Here is a 20,477-nt window from a genome sequence, read left to right on the forward strand (position 1 = left end):
CCTCTAAGTGGACAGGAACTCATGCACGTTGGGGAGGGCGTTAAGGGGTGCAGGCCTCCGGGCCGCAGGCGTCCCCGGCGCCTATCATCGCCAGCGGACGGGCCTCGTTCCAGGCCTGGTTCAAGGCTGCCGTGAAAGTTTCCTTGGGTTGCGCGCCGGAGAGTCCGAACTTCCGGTCCAGCACAAAGAACGGGACGCCGCTGATGCCCAGGGCGCGGGCCTCGTCGAAGTCCGCCCGGACCTCGTCGGCGTACTTGTCGGTGCTGAACAGCTCTTCGACTTCCGCGGGATCCAGGCCCAGGCCGGTGCCCAATTCGGTGAGGTAGTCGCGGCTGCCGATGTCCCTGCCGTGTTCAAAGTGGTCGCTGAGCAGGCGTTCCTTGGCGGCGTCCTGCAGGCCATGGACAGCGGCAAGGTGCAGCAGCCGGTGCGCGGTGAAGCTGTTGGCCACTACCACCTTGTCGAACCGGTAGTGGAGGCCGACTCCTGCGGCCTGCTCCGCCACGTGTTCGAACATCTGCGTGACCTGCTGCGGAGCCAGGCCCTTCCGGGTGCTCAGGTACTGCAGTTCGCTGCCGTCGTAATGCTCCGGGAGGGTCGGATCGAGCTGGAAACTACGCCACGTGACCTCCACGGAATCGCGGTGGGGGAACTCTGCCAAGGCTGCTTCGAACCGGCGCTTGCCGATGTAGCACCACGGGCACGCAACGTCTGACCAGATCTCGATCTCCATGGTTAGGGTAACTGTTCCGCGCCGGCGGCCATTCCGGCATCGTTCTGTTAGTTCCACCACAGGCAGGACGGTCGGCAGGAGAGCCTGGGAACGCGGGTCTTGCGGCGCGCAGGATCGTGGGCAATAGTCGGATGTAGGTCAAGCAGTGGCCCCACGGCACAGATGCCCGGCAGCTGGGGGCCGGCCAGTCATGATCCTGGGAGGCCTGGGATGCGGATTGGATTGGTTGCAGGACCATGGATTCCTGTCCCACCGCGTACGTACGGTGGCATTGAACGAGTAGTGGACAGCCTGGCGCGCGGGTTCGCCGCCGCAGGCCACGAGGTGGTGCTGGCGGCCCCGTCGGACAGCACCTGTCCGGTCCGGCCAGCCCCCGGGATGCGCCCTGCCTCGGGAGAGGACCTGGGCTATACGATTTCGGAGCTCAGCCACGTGGTCCGGGCCTATCAGGGGCTGCGCGGCGTGGACATTATCCATGACCACACCCTGGCCGGGCCGCTGTATCTGAACCGGCCGCGGCAGGTTCCCGTGGCCACCACCATCCATGGCCCGCTGCACCCGCAGGCAGTGGACATCTACCGGGCCATGGCAAGGGATTCAGCGATCATCGCGATCTCCCGGGACCAGGCCTCGCACGCTCCGGATGTCCCGGTGTCCCGGGTGATCCACCACGGCATGGACGTGCAGGCGGTGCCGGTGGGGTCCGGCCGCGGGGGTTACCTGTGCTTCGTGGGCCGGTCCTGTCCGGACAAGGGGCTGCCGGAAGCCATCATGCTGGCCCGGCGCGCCGGCATGCCGCTGAGGATCGCCGTCAAGATGCGCCAGCCGGATGAGCTGCGCTACTTTCGCGAGGTGATCGAGCCCATGCTGGGTCCCAATGAGGACTTCGTCGGCGAGGTTGACGACGGCGGGAAGTTCGCGCTGATGGGCGAAGCCCTGGCCTTCCTCAACCCGATCCAGTGGTCCGAACCCTTCGGGCTGGTGATGATCGAGGCGCTGGCCACGGGCACCCCGGTGATCGGCACAAGCATCGGGTCAGCGCCGGAAATCGTGGAGCACGGGCGGACCGGTTTCCTGGGGGAGACGGAGAACCTGGCGGAGTTCGTGCCGGCGGCGGCAGGGCTCAGCCGGGAACTGTGCCGCAGGACAGCCGAACAGCGCTTCAGCGAGGAGCGCATGGTCAGCGAGCACCTGGAGCTTTTCAGCGAACTTCTTGAGGGGAAGGGCCCGGGAGGGGTTCCGGATGCTGTTGGCGTGCACCAGAATCTTTAAGGGTGCACGCGCTGGTCCGCCTGCACTTACCCGACTCTGAGGAGGAATACCGTTCATGACCGCATGGAACGCAGATACCGAGGCCGCCGCATCCGAGACCGGTTCCGTCACGGTGGTGGAGGGCTCCTCGTTCTGCATCTCGTCCGGAAGCGGAGACATCAATTCCGACGGCGGCACGAACGGAGCGTTTTTCCAGGACACCAGGATTATTTCCCGCTGGGTCCTGCGAATCAACGGCTCGCTGCGCGAACCGCTGGTGGCCCAGCGGCCCCATCCGTTCGGGGCCACGTTCGTGGGCCGCGCCAAATGGCCGGACGGCCGGTTTGACAGCCCGCTGGTGGTGCGCCAGGTGCGGCATATCGGCCCCGGCCTCCAGGACGACATCACCCTTGAGAACTACTCGGGTGAGCCGGTGGACTGCGAGATCGAGCTGCTGGTGGATGCGGACCAGGCAGACCTCTTCGACGTCAAGGGCGGCCGCACATCCGGCGGCGCCCGGGCATCCCGCACGGTGCAGGACGGCCAGTTGGTCATCGAAACCAGCCACAACGGACAGCGCCGCGGCACCGCCGTGCGGGCCAGGGGAGCAGACGTCACCATGGACGGGCTGCGCTTCCGTGCCACGGTCCCGGCGCGCGGCAAGTGGGCCACCAGCGTCATCGTGGTGCCGCTCATCAACGGTGAGGCGCCGGCGGAGGCGTTCACTGAAGCCGGGCAGCCGCACCACCGCCAGGGAGTGCGGCGGCACCGGGACTGGGAGCAAAACGTCCCCCGCGTCACGGTTGCGGACAGCAACCTGCAGGCCGTCCTGAACCGGAGCCAAAGCGATCTCGGCTCGCTGCGGATCTTCGATCCCCACCACCCGGAGCGCGCGGCGGTGGCAGCAGGCGCTCCGTGGTTCATGGCGCTGTTCGGCCGCGACTCGCTGCTGGCGTCCTACATGTCCCTGATGGTTGATCCCAAACTTGCCGCCGGGACCCTGCAGACCCTGGCCGGCCTCCAGGGCACCAAGGTGGACAACGACTCGGAGGAAGAGCCGGGCCGCATTCCGCATGAGGTCCGACTGGGCATCACCGCGGGCCTGTCGCTGGGCGGCACAGCCTACTACGGCACTGCCGACGCTACCCCGCTCTTCGTCGGCCTCCTGGGTGAACTGAGCCGGTGGGGCCTCTCGGCCGACATCATCGAGTCTCTGCTGCCGCATGCCGACCGGGCGCTCGAGTGGATCGACAACTACGGTGACCGTGACGGCGACGGATTCGTGGAGTACCTGCGCCCCAACGACCATGGCCTGATCAACCAGGGCTGGAAGGACTCCTGGGACGGCATCAACTTTGCAGACGGCACCATGGCCGAGGCGCCTATCGCCCTCTGCGAGGTGCAGGCCTATGTGTACTCGGCCTACGTGGGCCGCGCGCAGCTGGCCCGCTGGAGCGGCGACCACGACCTGGAAAAGCACTGGACGGGGCGTGCCAATGAGCTTAAGAAGGCCTTCAACGAGAAGTTCTGGCTGCCGGAGAAGGGCTACTTCGCCGAAGCACTGGATAAGGACAAGCGACCGGTCGATGCCCTGACCTCCAACATCGGGCACTGCCTCTGGGTGGGCATCGTGGACGAGGACAAGGCGGCGCAGGTGGTGGAACACCTGATGTCCCCGCAGATGTTCACTGGCTGGGGAATCCGGACGCTCGCCTCGGACATGGGGGCCTACAACCCGGTGAGCTACCACAACGGCTCCGTATGGCCCCACGACAGCGCTTTGGTGGCCACCGGGATGATGCGCTACGGCTTCGTGGAGGAAGCCCGCCGCGTGGCGCAGGCGATCTTCGACGCCGCCGAGCATTTCGATGGCCGCCTGCCCGAGCTGTTCTGCGGCTTTGACCGCGGCGAATACCCGGGCCCCGTGCCCTACCCTACGGCGTGCTCGCCGCAGGCCTGGGCTGCGGCCGCCCCTGTGCAGCTTGCCCGCATCCTCCTCCGTTTCGACCCCGACTTCACCCGGGGCGTGGTGCACCTGGCCCCCATCCTTAACCGGGAGATCGGGGAGTTCCGGGCAGCAAACGTGCTGCTGGACACCAGCCGGGTGACCATTAGCGCCCGGGGCAACGAAGGCAGCATCGAGGGACTTCCACCAGGTCTCCGGTTCAGCAAGGATCCGCGCCCTCCGTTGGAGGCGCTCCTGGGCGAAGCCGGCACAGGCCACAGCACCGGCATCAACGCTCGCCGGTAACGGGTCAGGGCAGGGGCCGCTCCATCACAAAATCATGTTCGACGGCGGTCCCCAGCCTGAACGTCTTGGTTCCCACCTTCCGGAAACCGGACTTTTCATAGAACCGGATGGCGCGGGCGTTCTGGCTGTTGACTCCCAGCCAGGCGCCCGCCGCGCCTGCAGCCGACGCGGCGTGCAGGCTTGCACGCATGAGTTCCGCGGCGGCGCCCAGGCCATGGTGTTCCGGGTGGACGTAACACTTGCTCAGTTCCACCGACGGCAGCAGCGTTAGGGCTGCCGCCACGTCGGGATCGGCCGCCGGGCGGTTGACCAGCAGGCTGTACCCGTGCAGCGTCCCCTCGTCGTCCAGGACCAGGATGGTGATGTCAGGGTCGGCGAGATAGCTCTCGAAGTGCGTTTCGCCCAGTGTCCCGGCAAGGTGCGCCGCAATGTCTTCAGGCGACGACGACGGAGGGCAGGCCAGCGGAAAGGTGACGGCTGCCAGCGCTGCCAGAGCGCCGGCGTCGTCCGCTGTTGCCCTGCGGATGGTGTGGCTCATGCAGGGATTCTACGTGCGGGTCCGGACGGGTTACTGCTTGAATGCTGCGTCGAAGCTGGTTTGGGAGGCGGGGAAGTCGAACTTCTTCAGCGCTGCGAGGGCTTCGGGGGCGCCGTGCAGGCGGTCCATCCCGGCATCTTCCCATTCGACTGAGATGGGACCGTCATAGCCGATTGCGGCGAGCGCCCGGAAGGAGGCTTCCCATGGCACGTCACCGCGGCCGGCGGAGACGAAGTCCCAGCCGCGGCGGGGGTCGCCCCAAGGCAGGTGCGAGCCCAGGACGGTGTTGCGGCCGGTCTGGCGGATCTTGGTGTCCTTGCAGTCCACGTGGTAGATCCGGTCCTTGAAGTCCCAGATGAAGGAGACGGGATCGATGCCCTGCCACATCATGTGGGACGGGTCCCAGTTCAGCCCGAACGCTTCCCGGTGGCCAATCGCCTCGAGGGTGCGGACGGTGGTCCAGTAGTCGTAGGCGATTTCCGAGGGGTGGACTTCATGCGCGAACCGGACTCCGCATTCGTCGAAGACGTCCAGGATGGGGTTCCAGCGGTCCGCGAAGTCCTGGTAGCCGGCGTCAATGACCTTTTCAGGGACGGGCGGGAACATGGCCACGTACTGCCAGATGGAGGACCCGGTGAAGCCGACGACGGTATCCACTCCGAGTGCCCTGGCGAGCCTTGCGGTGTGCTTCATTTCCTCGGCGGCGCGGGTGCGGACGCCTTCGGGGTCGCCGTCGCCCCAGACCTTCGTCCCGACGATCGCTTCGTGGCGGAAGTCGATGGGGTCATCGCAGACGGCCTGGCCCTTGAGATGGTTGGAGATGGCCCAGACCTTCAGGTTGTACTTCTCCAGGACGGCGAGCTTGGACTCGACATAGCCGGGTTCGTCCCAGCGCCAGGCGTCCAGATGGTCGCCGGAGACGGCGATTTCCAGGCCGTCATAGCCCCAGCCTGAGGCGAGCTTGGCTACTTCCTCGAAGGGAAGGTCGGCCCACTGGCCGGTGAACAGGGTGAACGGGCGGGGCATGTCAGGCTCCTTCGGTTTCGGCGGCGGCAGGCGCCAGTTGAATGAGGGCGCTTTTCGCGGCGGCGGATTCCGCGACGGCGTTCAGGATTCGCTGGACCTCCAGTCCTTCCTCGAACGACGGCGAGGGCCGGGTTCCGTCGCGGATGGCCAGCAGGAAGTCCCGGACCTGGTGCGTGAACGTGTGTTCCCAGCCGATGATATGTCCCTGCGGCCACCACGCGGCAAGGTAAGGGTGGTCGGGTTCGTTGACCAGGATCCGCCGGAAGCCCTGCTCCCTGACGGGCTCGGTGGCGTCCAGGAAGCCGAGCTCATTGAGGTTTTCCAGATCGAACAGGATGGTGCCCTTGTCCCCGTAGATTTCCACGGTGAGGGAGTTCTTCCGGCCGGTTGCCACCCGGGACACCTCAACGGAGGCGATCCCCCCGGAGCCGAGGGAAAGCGTGGCCCAAGCGGCGTCGTCGACCGTTACCTCCTCCAGGCCGGCGGCGCCGGGGCGCCGGTCCACGAAGGTGTGCAGCCGCCCAGTGACCTCGGTGACCTGCTCGCCGAGCAGGAACAGGACCTGGTCGATGGCATGCGAGGCGATGTCACCCAGCGCGCCCGACCCGGCGGTTTCCGCCCGGAGCCGCCAGGTCATGGGTGCCTGTGTGTCGGCGAGCCAGTCCTGGAGATAGGCGGCACGGACGTGCCGGACCGTGCCGACCCGCCCCTCGGCGATCAATTCCCTGGCCAGGGCCAGGGCGGGGACGCGGCGGTAGTTGAAGCCGATCATGGACTGGACGCCCCGTCCCCGGGCCTTCGCCGCAGCCGCGGTCATGGCCTCGGCCTCGGCCAGGCTGTTGGCCAGCGGCTTTTCCACCAGCACGTGCTTGCCTGCTTCCAAGGCGGCGATGGCGATTTCGGCGTGCATCCAGCCGGGCGCACAGATGTCGACGACGTCGATATCGTCCCGCGCAATCACCTCACGCCAGTCGGTGGCTGACTCAGCCCAGCCGTATTTTGCCGCCGCGTCGGCCACGGCTGCGGCGTCCCGGCCCACGAGGACCTTCTGTTCGAAGGCCGGGACGTCGAAGAAAGCGGCAACGTTGCGCCAGGCGTTGGAGTGGGCCTTGCCCATGAACGCATAGCCGATGGCGGCCACGCCCAGTGTTTTGGGGCCCGGCCGGCGGGAGGGATCTTCGAGGGTGCTCATGGTTGTTCCTGCTTTTCAGAGGGTGGCGGTTTCCGGCGCCCAGTCCTCGGGGAGGGCCGGGGATGCCGGAGCGGAGCTGTCGACGTCCACGAAGGTGCCGGATTCCATGGATTCGGTGATCGAGACCATGCTGTCCAGCACGTGGTAGGCGAGGTCGCCGGTGGCGCGGTGCCGGACTCCAGCGCGGAGGGAGCGGGCCATGTCCAGCACGCCCATGCCCCGGCCGTGCGCCGGTCCGGTGGCGGGAATGGCGGTCCACTCCTCGTCACCTGCACGCCAAAGCCTGATGTCGCCGTCGAAATAGTTAGGGTCCGGCAGGGACAAGGTGGCCTCGGTGCCGGTGATTTCCACGAAGCCCATGCGGACACGGGGGGATTCGAAGGAGAAGACGCTGTGGGATGAGGCGCCGGACTCGAACTGGGCCATGGCGGAGACGTGGGTGGGCACCTCCACGGTGAATTCCTCTCCTGCCTTGGGCCCGGAGCCGATGACGCGGACATCCTTGGCCTTGGATCCGAGGGCGGCAACCTTGCGGATGGAGCCGAACGCCTGGACCAGCGTGGTGAGGTAGTACGGGCCCATGTCGAACAGCGGGCCGGCGCCCTGCTGGAAGAGGAAGGCCGGGTTGGGGTGCCAGGATTCCGGGCCCGGGGTCTGGAACGTGGTCATGGCGGTCAGCGGGGTGCCGATGTCGCCGCGCTGGATCAGCCGCAGCGCGGTCTGCAGGCCGGCCCCGAGGAACGTGTCCGGCGCGGTGCCCAGCCTTATCCCGGCGGCGTGCGCGGCCTTGAGCAGGCCCAGGCCGGACTCGCGGTCCAGGGAGAAGGGCTTCTCGGTCCAGACGTGCTTGCCCGCGTTGACGGCGGCGGTGGCCACCTCGACGTGCGCCGCGGGGATGGTGAGGTTGACGATGATTTCGACCTCGGGGTGGTTCAGCGCCTTCTCCGGCCCGCCCCACTCGGGGATCCCGTATTCGGCGGCGCGGACTTCTGCTGCCTCCTCGAACAGGTCCGCGATGACGTGGACTTTCAGGTCGGGGAAAACCGTGAGGTTGTCCAGGTACTGCCTGCTGATGTTGCCGGCGCCAATAATGCCGACGCCGACCGGACCCTTGCGGGCCGGTTCGGCAGTGGCGGGGGTGTTCATGCCTTGATTCCCTCGCCGGAGGCCAGCAGGAACGAGAGGCTCTCGGTGATGCCGTCGAAGATGTCGCCGGCGTAGTCGTCGAACTCCACGACGCCCACCTCCACGGACTTCGCAGCGGCGATGACCTCCAGTACGGGCAGTTTGCCCTGACCCGCCGGCAACTGTGCCTTAGTCTCGGCAGTGAGCGGGCCGTCTTTTAGGTGGAGGTATTTCACCCGTTCGCCCAGCCTGGCGAGCAGCTCCACCGGGTCACGGCCTCCGACGGCGGCCCAATAGGTGTCCACCTCCAGGACCGGCTCCGGATCCAGCAGCTCCGCGAAGTACTCCAGGGCAGGGCGGCCGTCGATGGTGGACTCCAGTTCCCATGCGTGGTTGTGGTAACCCACGCGGAGGCCGTACGCGGCCGCCTTCCTGGCCGCCGCGTTGAGCTTGGCTGCCGTGGCCTGGATGTCAGCGGCGTCCTGCCAGTCTTCTGCGGGAACGTGAGGATCTATGACCGTGCCGATGCCAAGCTCGCTGGCAGCCGCAAAAATTTCATCCTGGTTCCCGGTCAGCAACGGCGCGTGTCCGGAGGGGGCGGTGAGTCCGTTTTCCTTCAAGGCTGCGCCGAGTTCCTTCGCCGTGGCCACGAAGTTGTAGGGCTCCACCCGGGTGAAACCGATCTCTGCAACCCGGCGGATGGTGCCGGCGAGGTCCTGTTCCAGCGGCCGCCGAAGAGTGTAAAGCTGAAGCGAGTAGTCCATGGCTTGCGCGTCCTTGCTGCTCGGAGCTGCGTGTGCGTGTGTGCCGCAGCGCACTTCGCGGGATTTTCTTCAACGTACGGCGACTTTTGACGCAAGTCAATCAAAAGTCGTAGATTTCTCGCGACTAAGGCCCCGCGATGTGCTATTCCTTAACGCATGGCGATCGTTCCCAGGCATCAGCAGTTCCCGCCCCAGGAAGCCGGACTGCTTTCACGCACCGGCGACCTCTTTCAGTTGCTGCGGGACGGCAAAGCCCGGACACGGTCCGAACTCGCCGAAGTCACCGGCCTTGCCCGGACCACCGTCGCCGCCCGTATTGATGCCCTCCTGGCCATGGGGCTGGTGGGCCCTGCCGGCGAGGCTGCCTCCTCAGGCGGGCGGCCGCCGTCGAAATTTGCCTTCAACGCCGGCATCAAGGTGGTCCTGGCGGCAGATGTGGGCGCCACCCATGCGTCCGTGGCGGCCACCGACCTCAACGCGACCATTCTTGCCCGCCACTCCGAAGCCATCGACATCGCCGAGGGCCCGGAACCAGTCCTGAACCGGGTAATCGAGATCGGCCAGAAGCTCCTCGAAGACGTGGGGCGCGGCCTCGGCGACCTCGCCGGGGTGGGAATCGGGCTGCCCGGCCCGGTGGAGCACAGCTCCGGCCGTCCGGTGAAGCCCCCCATCATGCCGGGGTGGGACGGTTTCGATGTGGCCGGATTCGTAGGGGAGCGGCTTGCGACCGACGTCCTGGTCGATAACGACGTGAATATCATGGCGGTCGGCGAGCGCTACGCCCACTGGCAGGACTTCCAAAACGTGCTGCTGGTCAAGGTGGCCACGGGTATCGGCGCCGGCATCATCAGCAACGGTGAAATCCAGCGCGGTGCGGACGGCACCTCCGGCGACCTGGGCCACGTGCGGGTGCCCGATGGTGAGGACGTGCAGTGCCGTTGCGGCAACACCGGTTGCCTTGAGGCGCTGGCGTCCGGCCCCGCCCTCGCGGCCAAGCTCCGTGCCGAAGGGATCGAGGCCGCCACCAGCACGGATGTGGTGGAGCTGGCAGCGAAAGGGAATGTTCAGGCGATCCATGCCCTGCGCCAGGCGGGGCGGGACCTGGGGGAGGTCCTGGCATTCTGCGTCAACCTGCTCAACCCGTCCGTCATCGTGGTGGGCGGAAGCCTGTCCCGCGCAGGTGACCAACTGCTGGCGGGCGTCCGCGAGGCGGTCTACCGCAGGTCGCTGCCGCTGGCCACGTCAAGGCTGCGCATCGAGCAGGCGAAAGCACCGGGAGACGCCGCAATCCTGGGCGCGAGCCGTATGGTTATCGATCACGTACTCTCTCCCGAAGTGCTGGAAGCCGCTATCCGCAACGCCTCCCAGCCCGGCTAGCAGCCTCTCTCGATGCCCCGGAAGGCCTTCCAGCCGGGGACGCTTTCGCGTGCCACGGGGCCGTTTTGGCGTAAACGCAGGACCCGAAAATTCACTCCGGATTTTGTTGACATAGATCACACTCCGTGGAAATCTGCTTACAGCGTTGGACTTACATACTTTTGAGTTAGTTCAGTCGAAAGTGTCGGGCCATCGCCAACTCTTCCCGCAAAACCGGCGACCGAACGCACCGAATGTTCGGACGCGGCCGGCGGCGCGGACCATGCCACCCGAAAGGAAATCCGTGAAGGCACCCATGCCAGCCAGACGCCGTCGTCTCGCCCAGAGTGTTGCAGCAACCGTAGTGGCGGGCGTCATGCTCGCCGGCTGTGGAAACCAGCCGGCATCCGACTCCGCGGCAGCCCCGGCTGCCGCAGTTGCCGATCCCAAGAGCGCGGAGGGCGCAAAGGGAAACGTCAATCTGTGCGGCGGCAAAGACGCCAGCGGCATCCACAAGAACACCACCGCCGCTTTCAACAAGGCAAACCCTGGAATGACGGCGAAGTACACCGAGATCGGTTCCACCACGGACGAAGCCCGCACCCAGGCAGTCCAGCGCCTGGAAGGCAAGTCCACTGAGTGCGACATCTTCATGACGGATGTCATCTGGACCGCGGAGTTCGCCTCGCAGGGCTGGCTGCTCGACCAGACGGAACTGATGGACGGGATCAAGGACAGGCTCATCCCGTCCACCACGGAGTCGGCGAAGTACGAGGGCAAGTACTGGGCTACGCCGTTCTATACGAACGCCGGCCTTATCTACTACCAGAAGGACAAGGTGGCCAAGCCGGAAACCTGGCAGCAGCTTTACCAGGAGGCGGCCAAGGCTCCCGGCAACGGACTGGTCTACCAGGGCAAGCAGTACGAAGGCCTGACCGTGAACTTCCTGGAACTGCTCTACAGCGCCGGCGGAGAAGTGCTGGACGATGCCGGTGAAGTCGTGGTGGATAATGAGACCACCCGGAAGGTCCTGGAATTCATGGCCGGCGGCATCAAGAACGGATCTGCCGACCGCGCCGTGCTGACCTACAGCGAGGACCCCACCCGCCTGGCCTACGAGTCCGGTGACTTCGGGTACCAGCGCAACTGGCCGCATGTCTACCGCCTGCTGAACGCCACTAAGATGGCGGGCACGTTCGGGGTGGCTCCGCTGCCGTCCTTCGACGGTTCCAGCAAGGCAAGCGGCGTGCTGGGCGGCTGGAACTTCTCCATCTCCGCCCACTCCACCAACCCTGGAGCGGCCGTCGCGTACATCAACTTTGCCACCTCCCCGGACTGGCAGAAGCATGTGGCCATGGACAACTCCCAGGCGCCGGTAAACGAGGCCGCCTACTCGGACCCTGATGTGCTGGCAAAGATGCCGTTCGCGGCGGAACTGCTCGGCTCGGTGAAGGGAGCCAAGCCGCGGCCGGTTTCCCCGGTGTACCCGCAGATCTCCCAGGCCATCAACAAGAACGTCTACGCAGTCCTCTCCGGCGAAGCCACCGCCGACGAGGCCACCAAGCGCATGGCCGAAGAGATCAAGACCGCCAAGGCGACCTTCTGACCATGGCGCCCCAAGTCCTGACCCCGGGTCGTGGCCGCGCCAGCGGCCACGACCGGGCAGAACGCCGCCTGGCCATCAGGATGACGGCACCGTCGCTCATCCTGATGGCCCTGGTGGCCGCTGTCCCTATCGGCTACGCCATCTGGCTGTCGCTGAACCAATACAGCGTCCGCCAGGCCGGCCTCTCCCGCTTCGTGGGCCTCGACAACTACATCGCGGCCCTGAGCAGCCGGGAGTGGTGGGCCGCGTTCGGGCAAACCTTCCTGTTCTCCGGGCTGTCCGTCTCCCTGGAACTCATCCTGGGAACTGCCATGGCGCTCCTCCTGAACCTGGCTTTCCGCGGGCGGGCGCTGCTGCGCACTGTCGTGCTGCTGCCCTATGCGATCGTCACCGTAGTCAGCGCCATCACCTGGGAGACCATGTTCGAACCCAACCTCGGCCTGGTCACTACGGTGCTGTCCGGTCTGGGGTTGCCCGGCGGCGACATCGTCTGGCTTGGTGAACCCGGGTACGCCATGGCCGTGGTGGTCCTGGCCGACGTCTGGAAGACAACGCCTTTCGCGGCGCTCATCATCCTGGCAGGCCTGCAGGTCATCCCCGATGAAACCTATGAGGCCGCGGAACTGGATGGGGCCAGCAAGTGGCAGACGTTCCGGGATGTCACGCTCCCGCTGCTCAAACCCGCCATCGCGTTGGCTGCAATCTTCCGGACCATGGATTCCCTGCGCGTCTTTGACCTTCCCTTCGTCCTGACCCGAGGTGCCAACGGTACGGAGTCGATGTCCATGCTGGCGTATAACGAGCTGCGCGAAAACCGGATGGTGGGTGAGGGCTCGGCCCTGTCCATCCTGACGTTCCTGACGGTCATGGCGGTTTCCATGGTCTACATCCGTTTCGCGGGCAGCAATATCCGCGCCGTCGCCAAGGAGAACTGATGACCACTCTGCTCGCGGAACGTCCGGCCGGCCCTGCTCCCGCCAAGTCCAGGGCGCCGCGCCGCCGGCTGCGCGGGGAAGCGAAACTGCACCCGCTGACCTGGCTGTTCGTCGTGGCCGTCATGGGCTTTTCGCTCGTGCCGTTCTATTGGCTGGTGAACACCTCCCTGAAGAAGGGCGCCAGCCTGGGCCAGGGCGAAATGTTTCCCGGTGAGCCCACGCTGGAAAATTATCTGAGCGTGCTCCAGAATGCCGAATTCCTGCTGGCGCTCCGGAACTCGGTGATTATCGCCGTCGTCACCACCACCCTGGCCCTGGTGTTCGCGTCATTCGCCGCATATGCCCTGGCGCGGCTCAGGATGCGTCGGAAGGCGCTGATCCTCACGCTGGTCCTGTCCGTGACCACATTTCCCGCCATCGCCATCGCGGCGCCGATGTTCGCCATTTGGCGGGACATCGGCCTGTACGACACGCTCCTTGGCCTCATCATTCCCAAGATGACGTTTGCCCTGCCGCTGGCGATTTACACGCTGACCTCCTTTTTCAAGGAGATCCCGCGCGAACTGGAGGAATCGGCGTACATGGACGGAGCCTCGCCGTTCCAGGCCTTCCATAAGGTCATCCTCCCGCTGGCCGTACCGGGGCTGGCCACTACCGCAATCCTGGTGTTCATTTCAGTCTGGAACGAGTTCCTCCTGGCCGTCACGCTCACCACGTCCCCCGAGGCTAGGCCCGTTCCCGTGGCCATTGCCTTCTTCAGCGGGGCCAGCGAGTTCGACCAGCCGCTCGGCACTATCAGCGCTGCGTCCGTCCTCATCACATTGCCCCTTGTCATCCTGGTCCTGGTCTGCCAGAAAAGGATCGTGTCCGGCATGACCGCCGGAGCCGTCAAGGGCTGACCTCCGCAGTGCGCCTCCACAACGCCTGTTATCAAACGTCCGCCAAACAAAAAGAGAAGGATCTACCCGTGAGCAACCAGCAGACGGAAACCCTGAAAGTGGGGGTTGTCGGCATCGGATGGGCCGGCCAGCAGCACATCAAGGCCTACAAGGACATTGAAGGCGTGGAACTCGTGGCCATCGCCGGCATGGAGCCGGAACTCCTTGCCGGTCTGAAGGACAAGCACGCCGTCCCGAACGCGTTCGCCCGCTGGGAGGACCTTCTTGAACTGGAGGGGCTGGACGCCGTCAGCGTGGCCGTTCCCACGTTCCTGCACGCCCCGATCGCCATTGCGGCGCTGGAGAAGGGCCTGCACGTCCTGAGCGAAAAGCCCCTGGCGCGCAACGGCGTCGAAGGCCAGGCAATGGTGGACGCCGCGCGCAAGGCGGGCAGGGTGCTGGACGTCGCCTTTAACCACCGGCGGCGAGGCGACATCCAGAAGCTGAAGGGCATCATCGACAACGGCGAACTGGGCCGGCCCTACTACGCCAAGGCTTCGTGGCTGCGCCGGTCCGGGATTCCGATGCTGGGCAGCTGGTTCACCAACCCGGAACTGGCCGGCGGCGGCCCGCTCGCGGACATCGGCGTGCACGTGCTGGACTACTCGCTGCACCTGCTGGGCGAACCGAAGGTCCTGTCCGTATCGGCCGCCACGCACTCGGAGCTGGGGCCGCGCGGACTCGGCGGCAACGCCCGTTACACCGCCATGAAATCCAGCCACAAGTTCGAGGTGGAGGACTTCGCCACGGCGTTCATCCGGCTCGAGGGCGGCGGCACGCTCATCCTCGAAGCGGGCTGGGCGGCCTACCGCGAAGAGGCTGACCTGCTGGACTTTACGGTCTACGGGACGGATGGCGGAGCGGAGCTGCGCGCCGTCGGCGCGTCCCTGACTCCGGTTGCCGACCTGCGGATCTTCAAGGAGAAAGACGGCGAAAATGCCGACTACGCGGTGGTGGCGGAGCCGGGCCGCGCGCATGACGCCGTGGTGGAGGACTTCATCGAAGCTGTCCGCGGCGGGGAACAGGTGTGGGGCCAGCACGACGGGTCCGTGGCCCTGAGCCGCGCCCTGGTCCTGGACGCCTGCTACCGGTCCGCACTGGAACACCGGGAAGTGGCACTCTGACATGACTGAAAACCTGAGCATCCTGGTCTGGAACGAAGGCGTCCACGAGGCGAACAACGAGCCCGCCACGATGAAGGAGATGTACCCGGAAGGCATCCACGGCGCCATTGCCGAGGGGCTCCGCGTGCACCTGCCGGAGGCGTACATCAGCACCGCCACGCTGGCGGATCCGGAGCACGGCCTCACCGAGGAAGCGCTTGCGGCCACGGACGTCCTCCTTTGGTGGGGCCACAAAGCCCACGCCGAGGTCAGTGACGAAGTGGTGGACCGGGTGCAGCGGCACGTCCTGGGCGGTATGGGCCTGCTGGTGCTGCACTCGGGCCACTTCGCCCGGATCTTCACCCGGCTGCTCGGCACCACCTGCTCGCTCAAGTGGCGCAACGAGGGCGAACGCGAGCTGGTGTGGACCGTCAAGCCGTCCCACCCCATTGCGCAGGGAGTGCCGAGCCCGCTGGTCATTCCCCAGCAGGAGATGTACGGCGAGCTTTTCGACATTCCGGACCCGGACGACCTCATTTTCATCAGCTCGTTCGAAGGCGGGGAGGTGTTTCGCTCCGGCGTCACGTTCACCCGCGGCAAGGGCAGGATCTTCTACTTCAGTCCGGGGGACCAGGACTATCCGGTCTACCACCAGGCGGAGATCCGGCAGGTGCTGGCCAACGCCGTCCGTTGGGCCGCCCAGCCGGAAATCTCCCGAGGGCAGCCGGCCGTGAGCAACCATGCACGCGGGTGGTATATGCAGTAATCCTGAACCGCCCCAACGAGTTATTGGTCACTTACAGGGCCTAAAACCGGTTCATGAGTCCTGTAACTGGACGAAAACTCCGGAGGCGGGGGAGGGAGGCAACGGCGTGCCGTGATAGCAATGGGGGTGATGAACATGCTGCACCTCCGGCCCCGCCCATGAGCGGCCGGCTCCTCGCCCGGGTCCCCAACAGCTGGGTCCTGCTGGCCTGCATCGGGCTGCTCGCGCTGAACCTGCGCGGTCCGTTCGTGGCCGTCGCGCCCGTGGTGGGGATGATGCAGGCGGACTTGGGGTTCTCGCCGGCGACGCTGGGTGTCCTTACCAGCATCCCCGTCCTCTGCTTTTCGCTCGCCGCGCCGCTTGCCTCCCTTGCGGCGCGCAGATTCGGCGCGGAGTTCGCCGTCACGCTGACCATCCTGGGTGTCCTGGCCGGAGTGCTCCTGCGCTCCGCCGGAGGCCCGGCAATGGTCATGCTTGGCACCGTGGTGATCGGCCTGGCCATCACCATCGGCAATATCGCGGTTCCCCTGATCATCCGGCGCGACTTCGCTCCCGCCCGCCAGGGAACCGCGATGGGCATCTACACGGCCGCACTGAATATCGGCTCGTTCCTTACCTCCATGACCACCGCTCCGCTCGCGGCCATCGCGGGCTGGCAGGTGGCCCTGGCATCGGTGGCGCTGCTGGCGGTTGCGGCGATCGTCTTTTGGACGCTCGCCGTAGGTGCGCGGCGCGCCTTCCTGATAGCGCCCGACGACGGTTCGGGCACCCGGCTGCCACCGGTCGCCGGGGCGCGGTGGACCACGGCGGGCCTGACGGCAGGCTTTGCGGGGCAGGCATTCTCCTACTACGGGGTCACGGCCTGGCTGCCCACGTTCCTCTCGGATGAACTCGGCATGGCACCCTCGGCTGCCGGGGCGGGGTCGTCGCTGTTCCAGATCCTGGCCATCGCGGGCGGGCTGGGGGTGCCGCTGGTGGCACGGCTCGCGAGTACGACGACGGTTGCCGTCACCCTGGGCGCAATGTGGCTGACCGTCCCTCTGGGCCTGCTCCTGGCGCCGCAGTGGTGGTGGTTGTGGTCCTCCGTAGGCGGTGTGGCACAAGGCGGCGGCATCACGCTCATCTTCATCGCCATCATCAAGATCGCCCGCGATCAGGCTTCTGCCGGGCGGATGTCCGCGGTGGTGCAAGGCGTGGGCTACTCCATCGGTGCCGCAGCCCCGCCGGTTTTGGGCTACGTCCACGGGCTGACGGGCTCCTGGACGCTTCCGATGCTGCTGATCCTTGGGTCGGTGCTCACCTTCGTCGCCAGCACCACCCTGTCCGTGCGGCGGGTGCCCAAGGGCCGGTAAGCCGGGCCGCTGACCCAAGGGCCGCCCAAGGGGACCAAAGACGCCAAACCGGACTGCCGCCGTCGTACGTTCCATCCCGCCCACCCACCCCCGGACGCTCTCTCACTTAACGCGGCTGAAACGCCAACGCTCTCTCACTTTCTATTGGAAAGTGAGAGAGCGTTCCGGGTTTTTCCGCATTAAGTGAGAGAGCGTCCTGAAGGGTGGGCCATCTGGTGGGTCCGTCGCCGGTCCGGCCCCCGGATTTCGGGGTGCCTGTTGCGGAGGGCGTGCCGGCCCGGCGGACGGAAGTGGGTGCTGCAGCCTGCCGGTCAGGCCGCGGCGAGCTCCTCCAGTGTGGCCCTTTCACGGGCCTCGGTGAGGTAGCGGGCATAGGCGGGCAGGGTGAGGAAGGTCGGAAACTCCCGGGCCATGGTGACTTCCTCGAAGATGTCGCGGGCGTCTTCGAACCGGTCGCCGTCGAAGCGTTCCAGCCGCGCGAATTCCTCGTCCAGCAGCTCCTCCACCCAGTGGTGCGTGATGATTTCGCCCTGGTCGGTGATGGCTGAGGCGTACATCCACTGCCACAGCTGGGACCGTGAGATCTCGGCGGTGGCGGCGTCCTCCATGAGGTTGTGGATGGCAACGGCGCCGTTGCCGCGCAGCCAGGATTCGATGTAGCGGATGCCCACCTCGATGTTGTTCCGGATGCCCTGCTCGGTGATGGTGCCGGTGGTGGCGGCAACGTTGATGAGGGCCCGGTCGTCAGGGGTGACATCCTCGCGCAGCCGGTCCAGCTGGTTGCTCCGCCCGCCGAGCGCGGCGTCGAACACCTCGCGGGCAACCGGCACCAGGTCCGGGTGCGCCACCCAGGAGCCGTCAAAGCCGTCGCTGGCTTCGCGGGCCTTGTCGGCACGGACCTTCTCGAACGCGATGGCGTTGGCTTCGTGGTCCTTGCGGTTGGGGACAGCGGCCGCCATGCCGCCGATGGCCATGGCCCCGCGCTTGTGGCAGGCCCGGACCAGCTGCTCGGTGTAGGCGCGCATGAATGGCTGGGTCATGGTCACCTGGCCGCGGTCCGGCAGGACGAACCGGGGGCCGCGGGTACGGAAGTTCTTGATCAGGGAGAAGATGTAGTCCCAGCGGCCGGCGTTCAGGCCGGCGGCGTGGTCGCGCAGTTCGTAGCAAATCTCCTCCATTTCGAAGGCTGCGGTGATGGTCTCGATCAGCACCGTGGCGCGGATGGTCCCCTGCGGGATGCCCAGCAGGTCCTGGGCGATGATGAAGATGTCGTTCCACAGGCGTGCCTCGAGGTGGTTTTCGATCTTGGGCAGGTAGAAGTAGGGGCCCTTGCCCTGGGCGAGCAGGCGGCGGGCGTTGTGGAAGAAGTAGAGGCCGAAGTCCACGATGCCGCCGGCAACGGGGGCGCCGTCGATCAGCATGTGCTTTTCCGGCAAGTGCCAGCCGCGGGGCCGGACCACGATGGTGGGCAGCTCAGCGGACGGGCGCAGCCTGTACTCCTTGCCCTCCTCGGTGGTGAAGTCGATCCGGCGCTCCAGGGCATCCGTGAGGTTCAGCTGGCCCTTGATGACATTCCGCCACGTGGGCGTCAGGGAGTCCTCCATGTCCGCGAGCCAGACCTTGGCGCCGGAGTTCAGGGCGTTGACGGTCATCTTCTTGTCCACCGGGCCGGTGATTTCCACGCGGCGGTCCTCCAGCCCCGGGGCCGGGGGAGCGACGCGCCAGGACGGATCGTTGCGGATGTGCTCGGTCTCCCGGAGGAAGCGGGGGTCCGTGCCGGCAGCGATCCCGGCCCGCCGGGCCCGGCGCGCCTGCAGGAGCTCCTGCCGCCGCTCGGCAGTGGCCCGGTGAAGCTTCGCGACGAAGGCCAGTGCATCCGGAGTCAGCACCTCATCCTGCCGGCACACAGGCTGGGCGGTCAGGGTGATGCCATTGATCGTGAAGCTATCGGTGAAGCTGTTCATTTCTGTCTCCTTAAAGACGAAAGGGAAGTTCGACGGCGGGTGGCGGCTGGGTGGGCGAGGAACGCGCAAAGCCGAAGGAGCGGTGATGCGGCAGCCTGCGTAAAGGGGCCCTATGCCCGCCCCCGACCGAGTTCTACGAGGTCTTGGGGCGGGCATGGGGATAGCAGGCAGAGCATTGCCGCTCCGAAGGCGGGGGTGACCGGTCCGAAGGCCGGAGGCAAGCGCCGCCGTCGAACGGTAAGTTTTAGTGGAACTGGCCTTCTTCGGTGGATCCCACCAGGGCCAGGGTGGATGCGTTCGGGTTGAGCGCAGTGGCGATGTCATCGAAGTAGCCGGTGCCGACTTCGCGCTGGTGCTTGGTTGCGGTGTAGCCGCGTGACTCGGAAGCGAATTCCTTTTCCTGCAGCTCGACGTAGGCGCTCATGCCTTCCCGGGCGTAACCGTGGGCGAGGTCGAACATCGAGTAGTTCAGGGCGTGGAAGCCGGCCAGGGTGATGAACTGGAAGGTGAAGCCCATGGCGCCGAGCTCACGCTGGAACTTGGCGATGGTGGCGTCGTCCAGGTGCTTCTTCCAGTTGAAGGACGGCGAGCAGTTGTAGGAAAGCATCTGGTCCGGGAACTCGGATTTGACGGCTTCGGCGAACTTGCGGGCGAGCTCCAGGTCCGGGGTGCCCGTTTCCATCCAGATGAGGTCGGAGTAGGGGGCGTAAGCCTTGGCGCGGGCGATGCAGGGTTCGATGCCGTTGCGGACCTTGTAGAAACCCTCGGCCGTTCGTTCGCCGGTGATGAACTCGCGGTCGCGCTCGTCGACGTCGGAGGTGATGAGGGTTGCTGCCTCGGCGTCGGTACGGGCGATGATGACCGACGGCGTCCCGGCGACGTCAGCGGCCAGGCGGGCTGCATTGAGGGTACGGACGTGCTGCTGGGTGGGGATCAGTACCTTGCCGCCGAGGTGTCCGCACTTCTTCTCGGAAGCGAGCTGGTCTTCCCAGTGCACGCCGGAGGCGCCTGCCTGGATCATGGACTTCATCAGCTCGTAGGCGTTCAGCGGGCCGCCGAAACCGGCCTCGGCGTCAGCGACGATCGGGACCAGCCAGTCTTCAACGGTCTGGACGCCTTCGGAGTACTCGATCTGGTCTGCGCGAAGCAGGGCGTTGTTGATCCGCCGGACAACCGTGGGAACAGAGTTCGCCGGGTACAGGGACTGGTCCGGGTAGGTGTGGCCGGAGTTGTTGGCGTCCGCGGCAACCTGCCAGCCGGAGAGGTAGATGGCGCGCAGGCCCGCCTTGACCTGCTGGACTGCCTGGTTGCCGGTCAGGGCGCCGAGGGCGTTGGTGTACTTTCCGGTGGCGTGCTCTTCGGTGAGCTGCTTCCAGAGCTTCTCGGACCCCCGGCGGGCCAGGGTGTGTTCCTCGGAGACGCGGCCGCGGAGGCGGACGACGTCCGAGGCTGAGTAGTCACGGGTCACACCTTCCCAGCGGGGGTTGGCGGCCCACTCGAGCTCCAAGGCGGCGGCCTGTTCTTCGGGCGTCTGCTGGGTGGGCTCAAATGCTGCAGTCATCGTTGATCTCCTTGAT

17 protein-coding genes are annotated in these 20,477 nt (G+C 66.3%); 9 read left to right on the forward strand and 8 right to left on the reverse strand.

Going from position 1 to position 20,477, the window contains the following annotated elements; all coding sequences use genetic code 11:
* Positions 1-40: 40 nt before the first annotated feature.
* On the reverse strand, positions 41-733 hold the full coding sequence (locus tag ACIQCM_RS13285) for a DsbA family oxidoreductase (RefSeq protein WP_400606668.1): 693 nt from the start codon (positions 731-733) through the stop codon (positions 41-43).
* Positions 734-943: 210 nt separating this feature from the next.
* On the opposite strand from ACIQCM_RS13285, the gene ACIQCM_RS13290 reads away from it, so the two are divergent.
* Both ACIQCM_RS13290 and ACIQCM_RS13295 read left to right on the forward strand, forming a co-directional pair.
* Positions 944-2,005: a glycosyltransferase family 4 protein gene (locus ACIQCM_RS13290; RefSeq protein WP_400606670.1), complete on the forward strand. Its 1,062-nt coding sequence runs from the start codon at positions 944-946 to the stop codon at positions 2,003-2,005.
* Positions 2,006-2,060: 55 nt separating this feature from the next.
* The gene (locus tag ACIQCM_RS13295; protein WP_400606672.1) at positions 2,061-4,235 is read left to right on the forward strand and encodes a glycogen debranching N-terminal domain-containing protein; all 2,175 of its coding nucleotides are present in this window, start codon (positions 2,061-2,063) and stop codon (positions 4,233-4,235) included.
* A gap of 4 nt (positions 4,236-4,239) precedes the next feature.
* Here the strand turns inward: ACIQCM_RS13295 and ACIQCM_RS13300 are convergent, their stop codons facing one another.
* From ACIQCM_RS13300 to ACIQCM_RS13320, 5 genes are read right to left on the reverse strand one after another with little or no spacing between them, the layout of a single operon-like run.
* Positions 4,240-4,773 carry a GNAT family N-acetyltransferase gene (locus tag ACIQCM_RS13300; protein WP_400606675.1) on the reverse strand — a complete coding sequence of 178 codons (534 nt, stop codon included), beginning with the start codon at positions 4,771-4,773 and terminating at the stop codon, positions 4,240-4,242.
* A 30-nt stretch (positions 4,774-4,803) separates the two neighbouring features.
* A complete protein-coding gene (locus ACIQCM_RS13305; protein ID WP_400606677.1) occupies positions 4,804-5,799 on the reverse strand; it encodes a sugar phosphate isomerase/epimerase family protein in 996 nt (331 codons plus the stop codon).
* 1 nt (position 5,800) lies between these two features.
* Positions 5,801-6,991, reverse strand: coding sequence for a Gfo/Idh/MocA family protein (locus ACIQCM_RS13310; RefSeq protein WP_400606680.1), 1,191 nt, complete (start codon positions 6,989-6,991; stop codon positions 5,801-5,803).
* A 15-nt stretch (positions 6,992-7,006) separates the two neighbouring features.
* Positions 7,007-8,137 carry a Gfo/Idh/MocA family protein gene (locus tag ACIQCM_RS13315; protein ID WP_400606682.1) on the reverse strand — a complete coding sequence of 377 codons (1,131 nt, stop codon included), beginning with the start codon at positions 8,135-8,137 and terminating at the stop codon, positions 7,007-7,009.
* Entirely contained in the window at positions 8,134-8,880 is a 747-nt protein-coding gene (locus ACIQCM_RS13320; protein WP_400606685.1) for a sugar phosphate isomerase/epimerase family protein, read from the reverse strand. Before ACIQCM_RS13320 ends, ACIQCM_RS13315 begins: the two co-directional genes overlap by 4 nt.
* 156 nt (positions 8,881-9,036) lie before the next feature.
* On the opposite strand from ACIQCM_RS13320, the gene ACIQCM_RS13325 reads away from it, so the two are divergent.
* The 7 genes from ACIQCM_RS13325 (at position 9,037) to ACIQCM_RS13355 (ending at position 16,936) form a co-directional block, all read left to right on the forward strand.
* On the forward strand, positions 9,037-10,257 hold the full coding sequence (locus tag ACIQCM_RS13325) for an ROK family transcriptional regulator (RefSeq protein ID WP_400606687.1): 1,221 nt from the start codon (positions 9,037-9,039) through the stop codon (positions 10,255-10,257).
* 295 nt (positions 10,258-10,552) lie between these two features.
* Positions 10,553-11,842, forward strand: coding sequence for an ABC transporter substrate-binding protein (locus ACIQCM_RS13330; RefSeq protein WP_400606689.1), 1,290 nt, complete (start codon positions 10,553-10,555; stop codon positions 11,840-11,842).
* Positions 11,843-11,844: 2 nt separating this feature from the next.
* Positions 11,845-12,777, forward strand: a complete 933-nt coding sequence (locus ACIQCM_RS13335; protein WP_400606691.1) for a carbohydrate ABC transporter permease — start codon at positions 11,845-11,847, stop codon at positions 12,775-12,777.
* Positions 12,777-13,676, forward strand: a complete 900-nt coding sequence (locus ACIQCM_RS13340; protein ID WP_400606693.1) for a carbohydrate ABC transporter permease — start codon at positions 12,777-12,779, stop codon at positions 13,674-13,676. The genes ACIQCM_RS13335 and ACIQCM_RS13340 overlap by 1 nt, the downstream gene beginning before the upstream one ends.
* 68 nt (positions 13,677-13,744) lie before the next feature.
* Complete coding sequence (locus ACIQCM_RS13345) at positions 13,745-14,839, forward strand: Gfo/Idh/MocA family protein (RefSeq protein WP_400606695.1); 1,095 nt, start codon at positions 13,745-13,747, stop codon at positions 14,837-14,839.
* Between the two features lies 1 nt (position 14,840).
* The gene (locus tag ACIQCM_RS13350) at positions 14,841-15,584 is read left to right on the forward strand and encodes a ThuA domain-containing protein (protein WP_400606697.1); all 744 of its coding nucleotides are present in this window, start codon (positions 14,841-14,843) and stop codon (positions 15,582-15,584) included.
* Positions 15,585-15,742: 158 nt separating this feature from the next.
* On the forward strand, positions 15,743-16,936 hold the full coding sequence (locus ACIQCM_RS13355; RefSeq protein WP_400606699.1) for a CynX/NimT family MFS transporter: 1,194 nt from the start codon (positions 15,743-15,745) through the stop codon (positions 16,934-16,936).
* A 311-nt stretch (positions 16,937-17,247) separates the two neighbouring features.
* Here the strand turns inward: ACIQCM_RS13355 and aceB are convergent, their stop codons facing one another.
* Together aceB and aceA are read right to left on the reverse strand one after the other, a co-directional pair.
* Positions 17,248-18,900, reverse strand: a complete 1,653-nt coding sequence (gene aceB, locus ACIQCM_RS13360; RefSeq protein ID WP_400606701.1) for a malate synthase A — start codon at positions 18,898-18,900, stop codon at positions 17,248-17,250.
* A 244-nt stretch (positions 18,901-19,144) separates the two neighbouring features.
* Positions 19,145-20,461 (reverse strand): isocitrate lyase, encoded by a 1,317-nt coding sequence (gene aceA, locus ACIQCM_RS13365; RefSeq protein ID WP_377216637.1) that lies wholly within the window; start codon positions 20,459-20,461, stop codon positions 19,145-19,147.
* Positions 20,462-20,477 lie beyond the last annotated feature (16 nt).

Source organism: Pseudarthrobacter sp. NPDC092439 (genome assembly GCF_044754945.1).
Taxonomy (GTDB): domain Bacteria; phylum Actinomycetota; class Actinomycetes; order Actinomycetales; family Micrococcaceae; genus Arthrobacter.

What these genes read in the sequence shown, in the direction of transcription:
- ACIQCM_RS13340 (WP_400606693.1), top strand. Translation starts at nt 12,777, where the DNA reads ATGACCACTCTGCTCGCGGAACGTCCGGCCGGCCCTGCTCCCGCCAAG.
- aceB (WP_400606701.1), bottom strand. Translation starts at nt 18,900, where the DNA reads ATGAACAGCTTCACCGATAGCTTCACGATCAATGGCATCACCCTGACC.
- ACIQCM_RS13315 (WP_400606682.1), bottom strand. Translation starts at nt 8,137, where the DNA reads ATGAACACCCCCGCCACTGCCGAACCGGCCCGCAAGGGTCCGGTCGGC.
- ACIQCM_RS13350 (WP_400606697.1), top strand. Translation starts at nt 14,841, where the DNA reads ATGACTGAAAACCTGAGCATCCTGGTCTGGAACGAAGGCGTCCACGAG.
- ACIQCM_RS13305 (WP_400606677.1), bottom strand. Translation starts at nt 5,799, where the DNA reads ATGCCCCGCCCGTTCACCCTGTTCACCGGCCAGTGGGCCGACCTTCCC.
- ACIQCM_RS13300 (WP_400606675.1), bottom strand. Translation starts at nt 4,773, where the DNA reads ATGAGCCACACCATCCGCAGGGCAACAGCGGACGACGCCGGCGCTCTG.
- ACIQCM_RS13285 (WP_400606668.1), bottom strand. Translation starts at nt 733, where the DNA reads ATGGAGATCGAGATCTGGTCAGACGTTGCGTGCCCGTGGTGCTACATC.
- aceA (WP_377216637.1), bottom strand. Translation starts at nt 20,461, where the DNA reads ATGACTGCAGCATTTGAGCCCACCCAGCAGACGCCCGAAGAACAGGCC.
- ACIQCM_RS13320 (WP_400606685.1), bottom strand. Translation starts at nt 8,880, where the DNA reads ATGGACTACTCGCTTCAGCTTTACACTCTTCGGCGGCCGCTGGAACAG.
- ACIQCM_RS13295 (WP_400606672.1), top strand. Translation starts at nt 2,061, where the DNA reads ATGACCGCATGGAACGCAGATACCGAGGCCGCCGCATCCGAGACCGGT.
- ACIQCM_RS13330 (WP_400606689.1), top strand. Translation starts at nt 10,553, where the DNA reads ATGCCAGCCAGACGCCGTCGTCTCGCCCAGAGTGTTGCAGCAACCGTA.
- ACIQCM_RS13310 (WP_400606680.1), bottom strand. Translation starts at nt 6,991, where the DNA reads ATGAGCACCCTCGAAGATCCCTCCCGCCGGCCGGGCCCCAAAACACTG.
- ACIQCM_RS13290 (WP_400606670.1), top strand. Translation starts at nt 944, where the DNA reads ATGCGGATTGGATTGGTTGCAGGACCATGGATTCCTGTCCCACCGCGT.
- ACIQCM_RS13335 (WP_400606691.1), top strand. Translation starts at nt 11,845, where the DNA reads ATGGCGCCCCAAGTCCTGACCCCGGGTCGTGGCCGCGCCAGCGGCCAC.
- ACIQCM_RS13325 (WP_400606687.1), top strand. Translation starts at nt 9,037, where the DNA reads ATGGCGATCGTTCCCAGGCATCAGCAGTTCCCGCCCCAGGAAGCCGGA.
- ACIQCM_RS13355 (WP_400606699.1), top strand. Translation starts at nt 15,743, where the DNA reads ATGAGCGGCCGGCTCCTCGCCCGGGTCCCCAACAGCTGGGTCCTGCTG.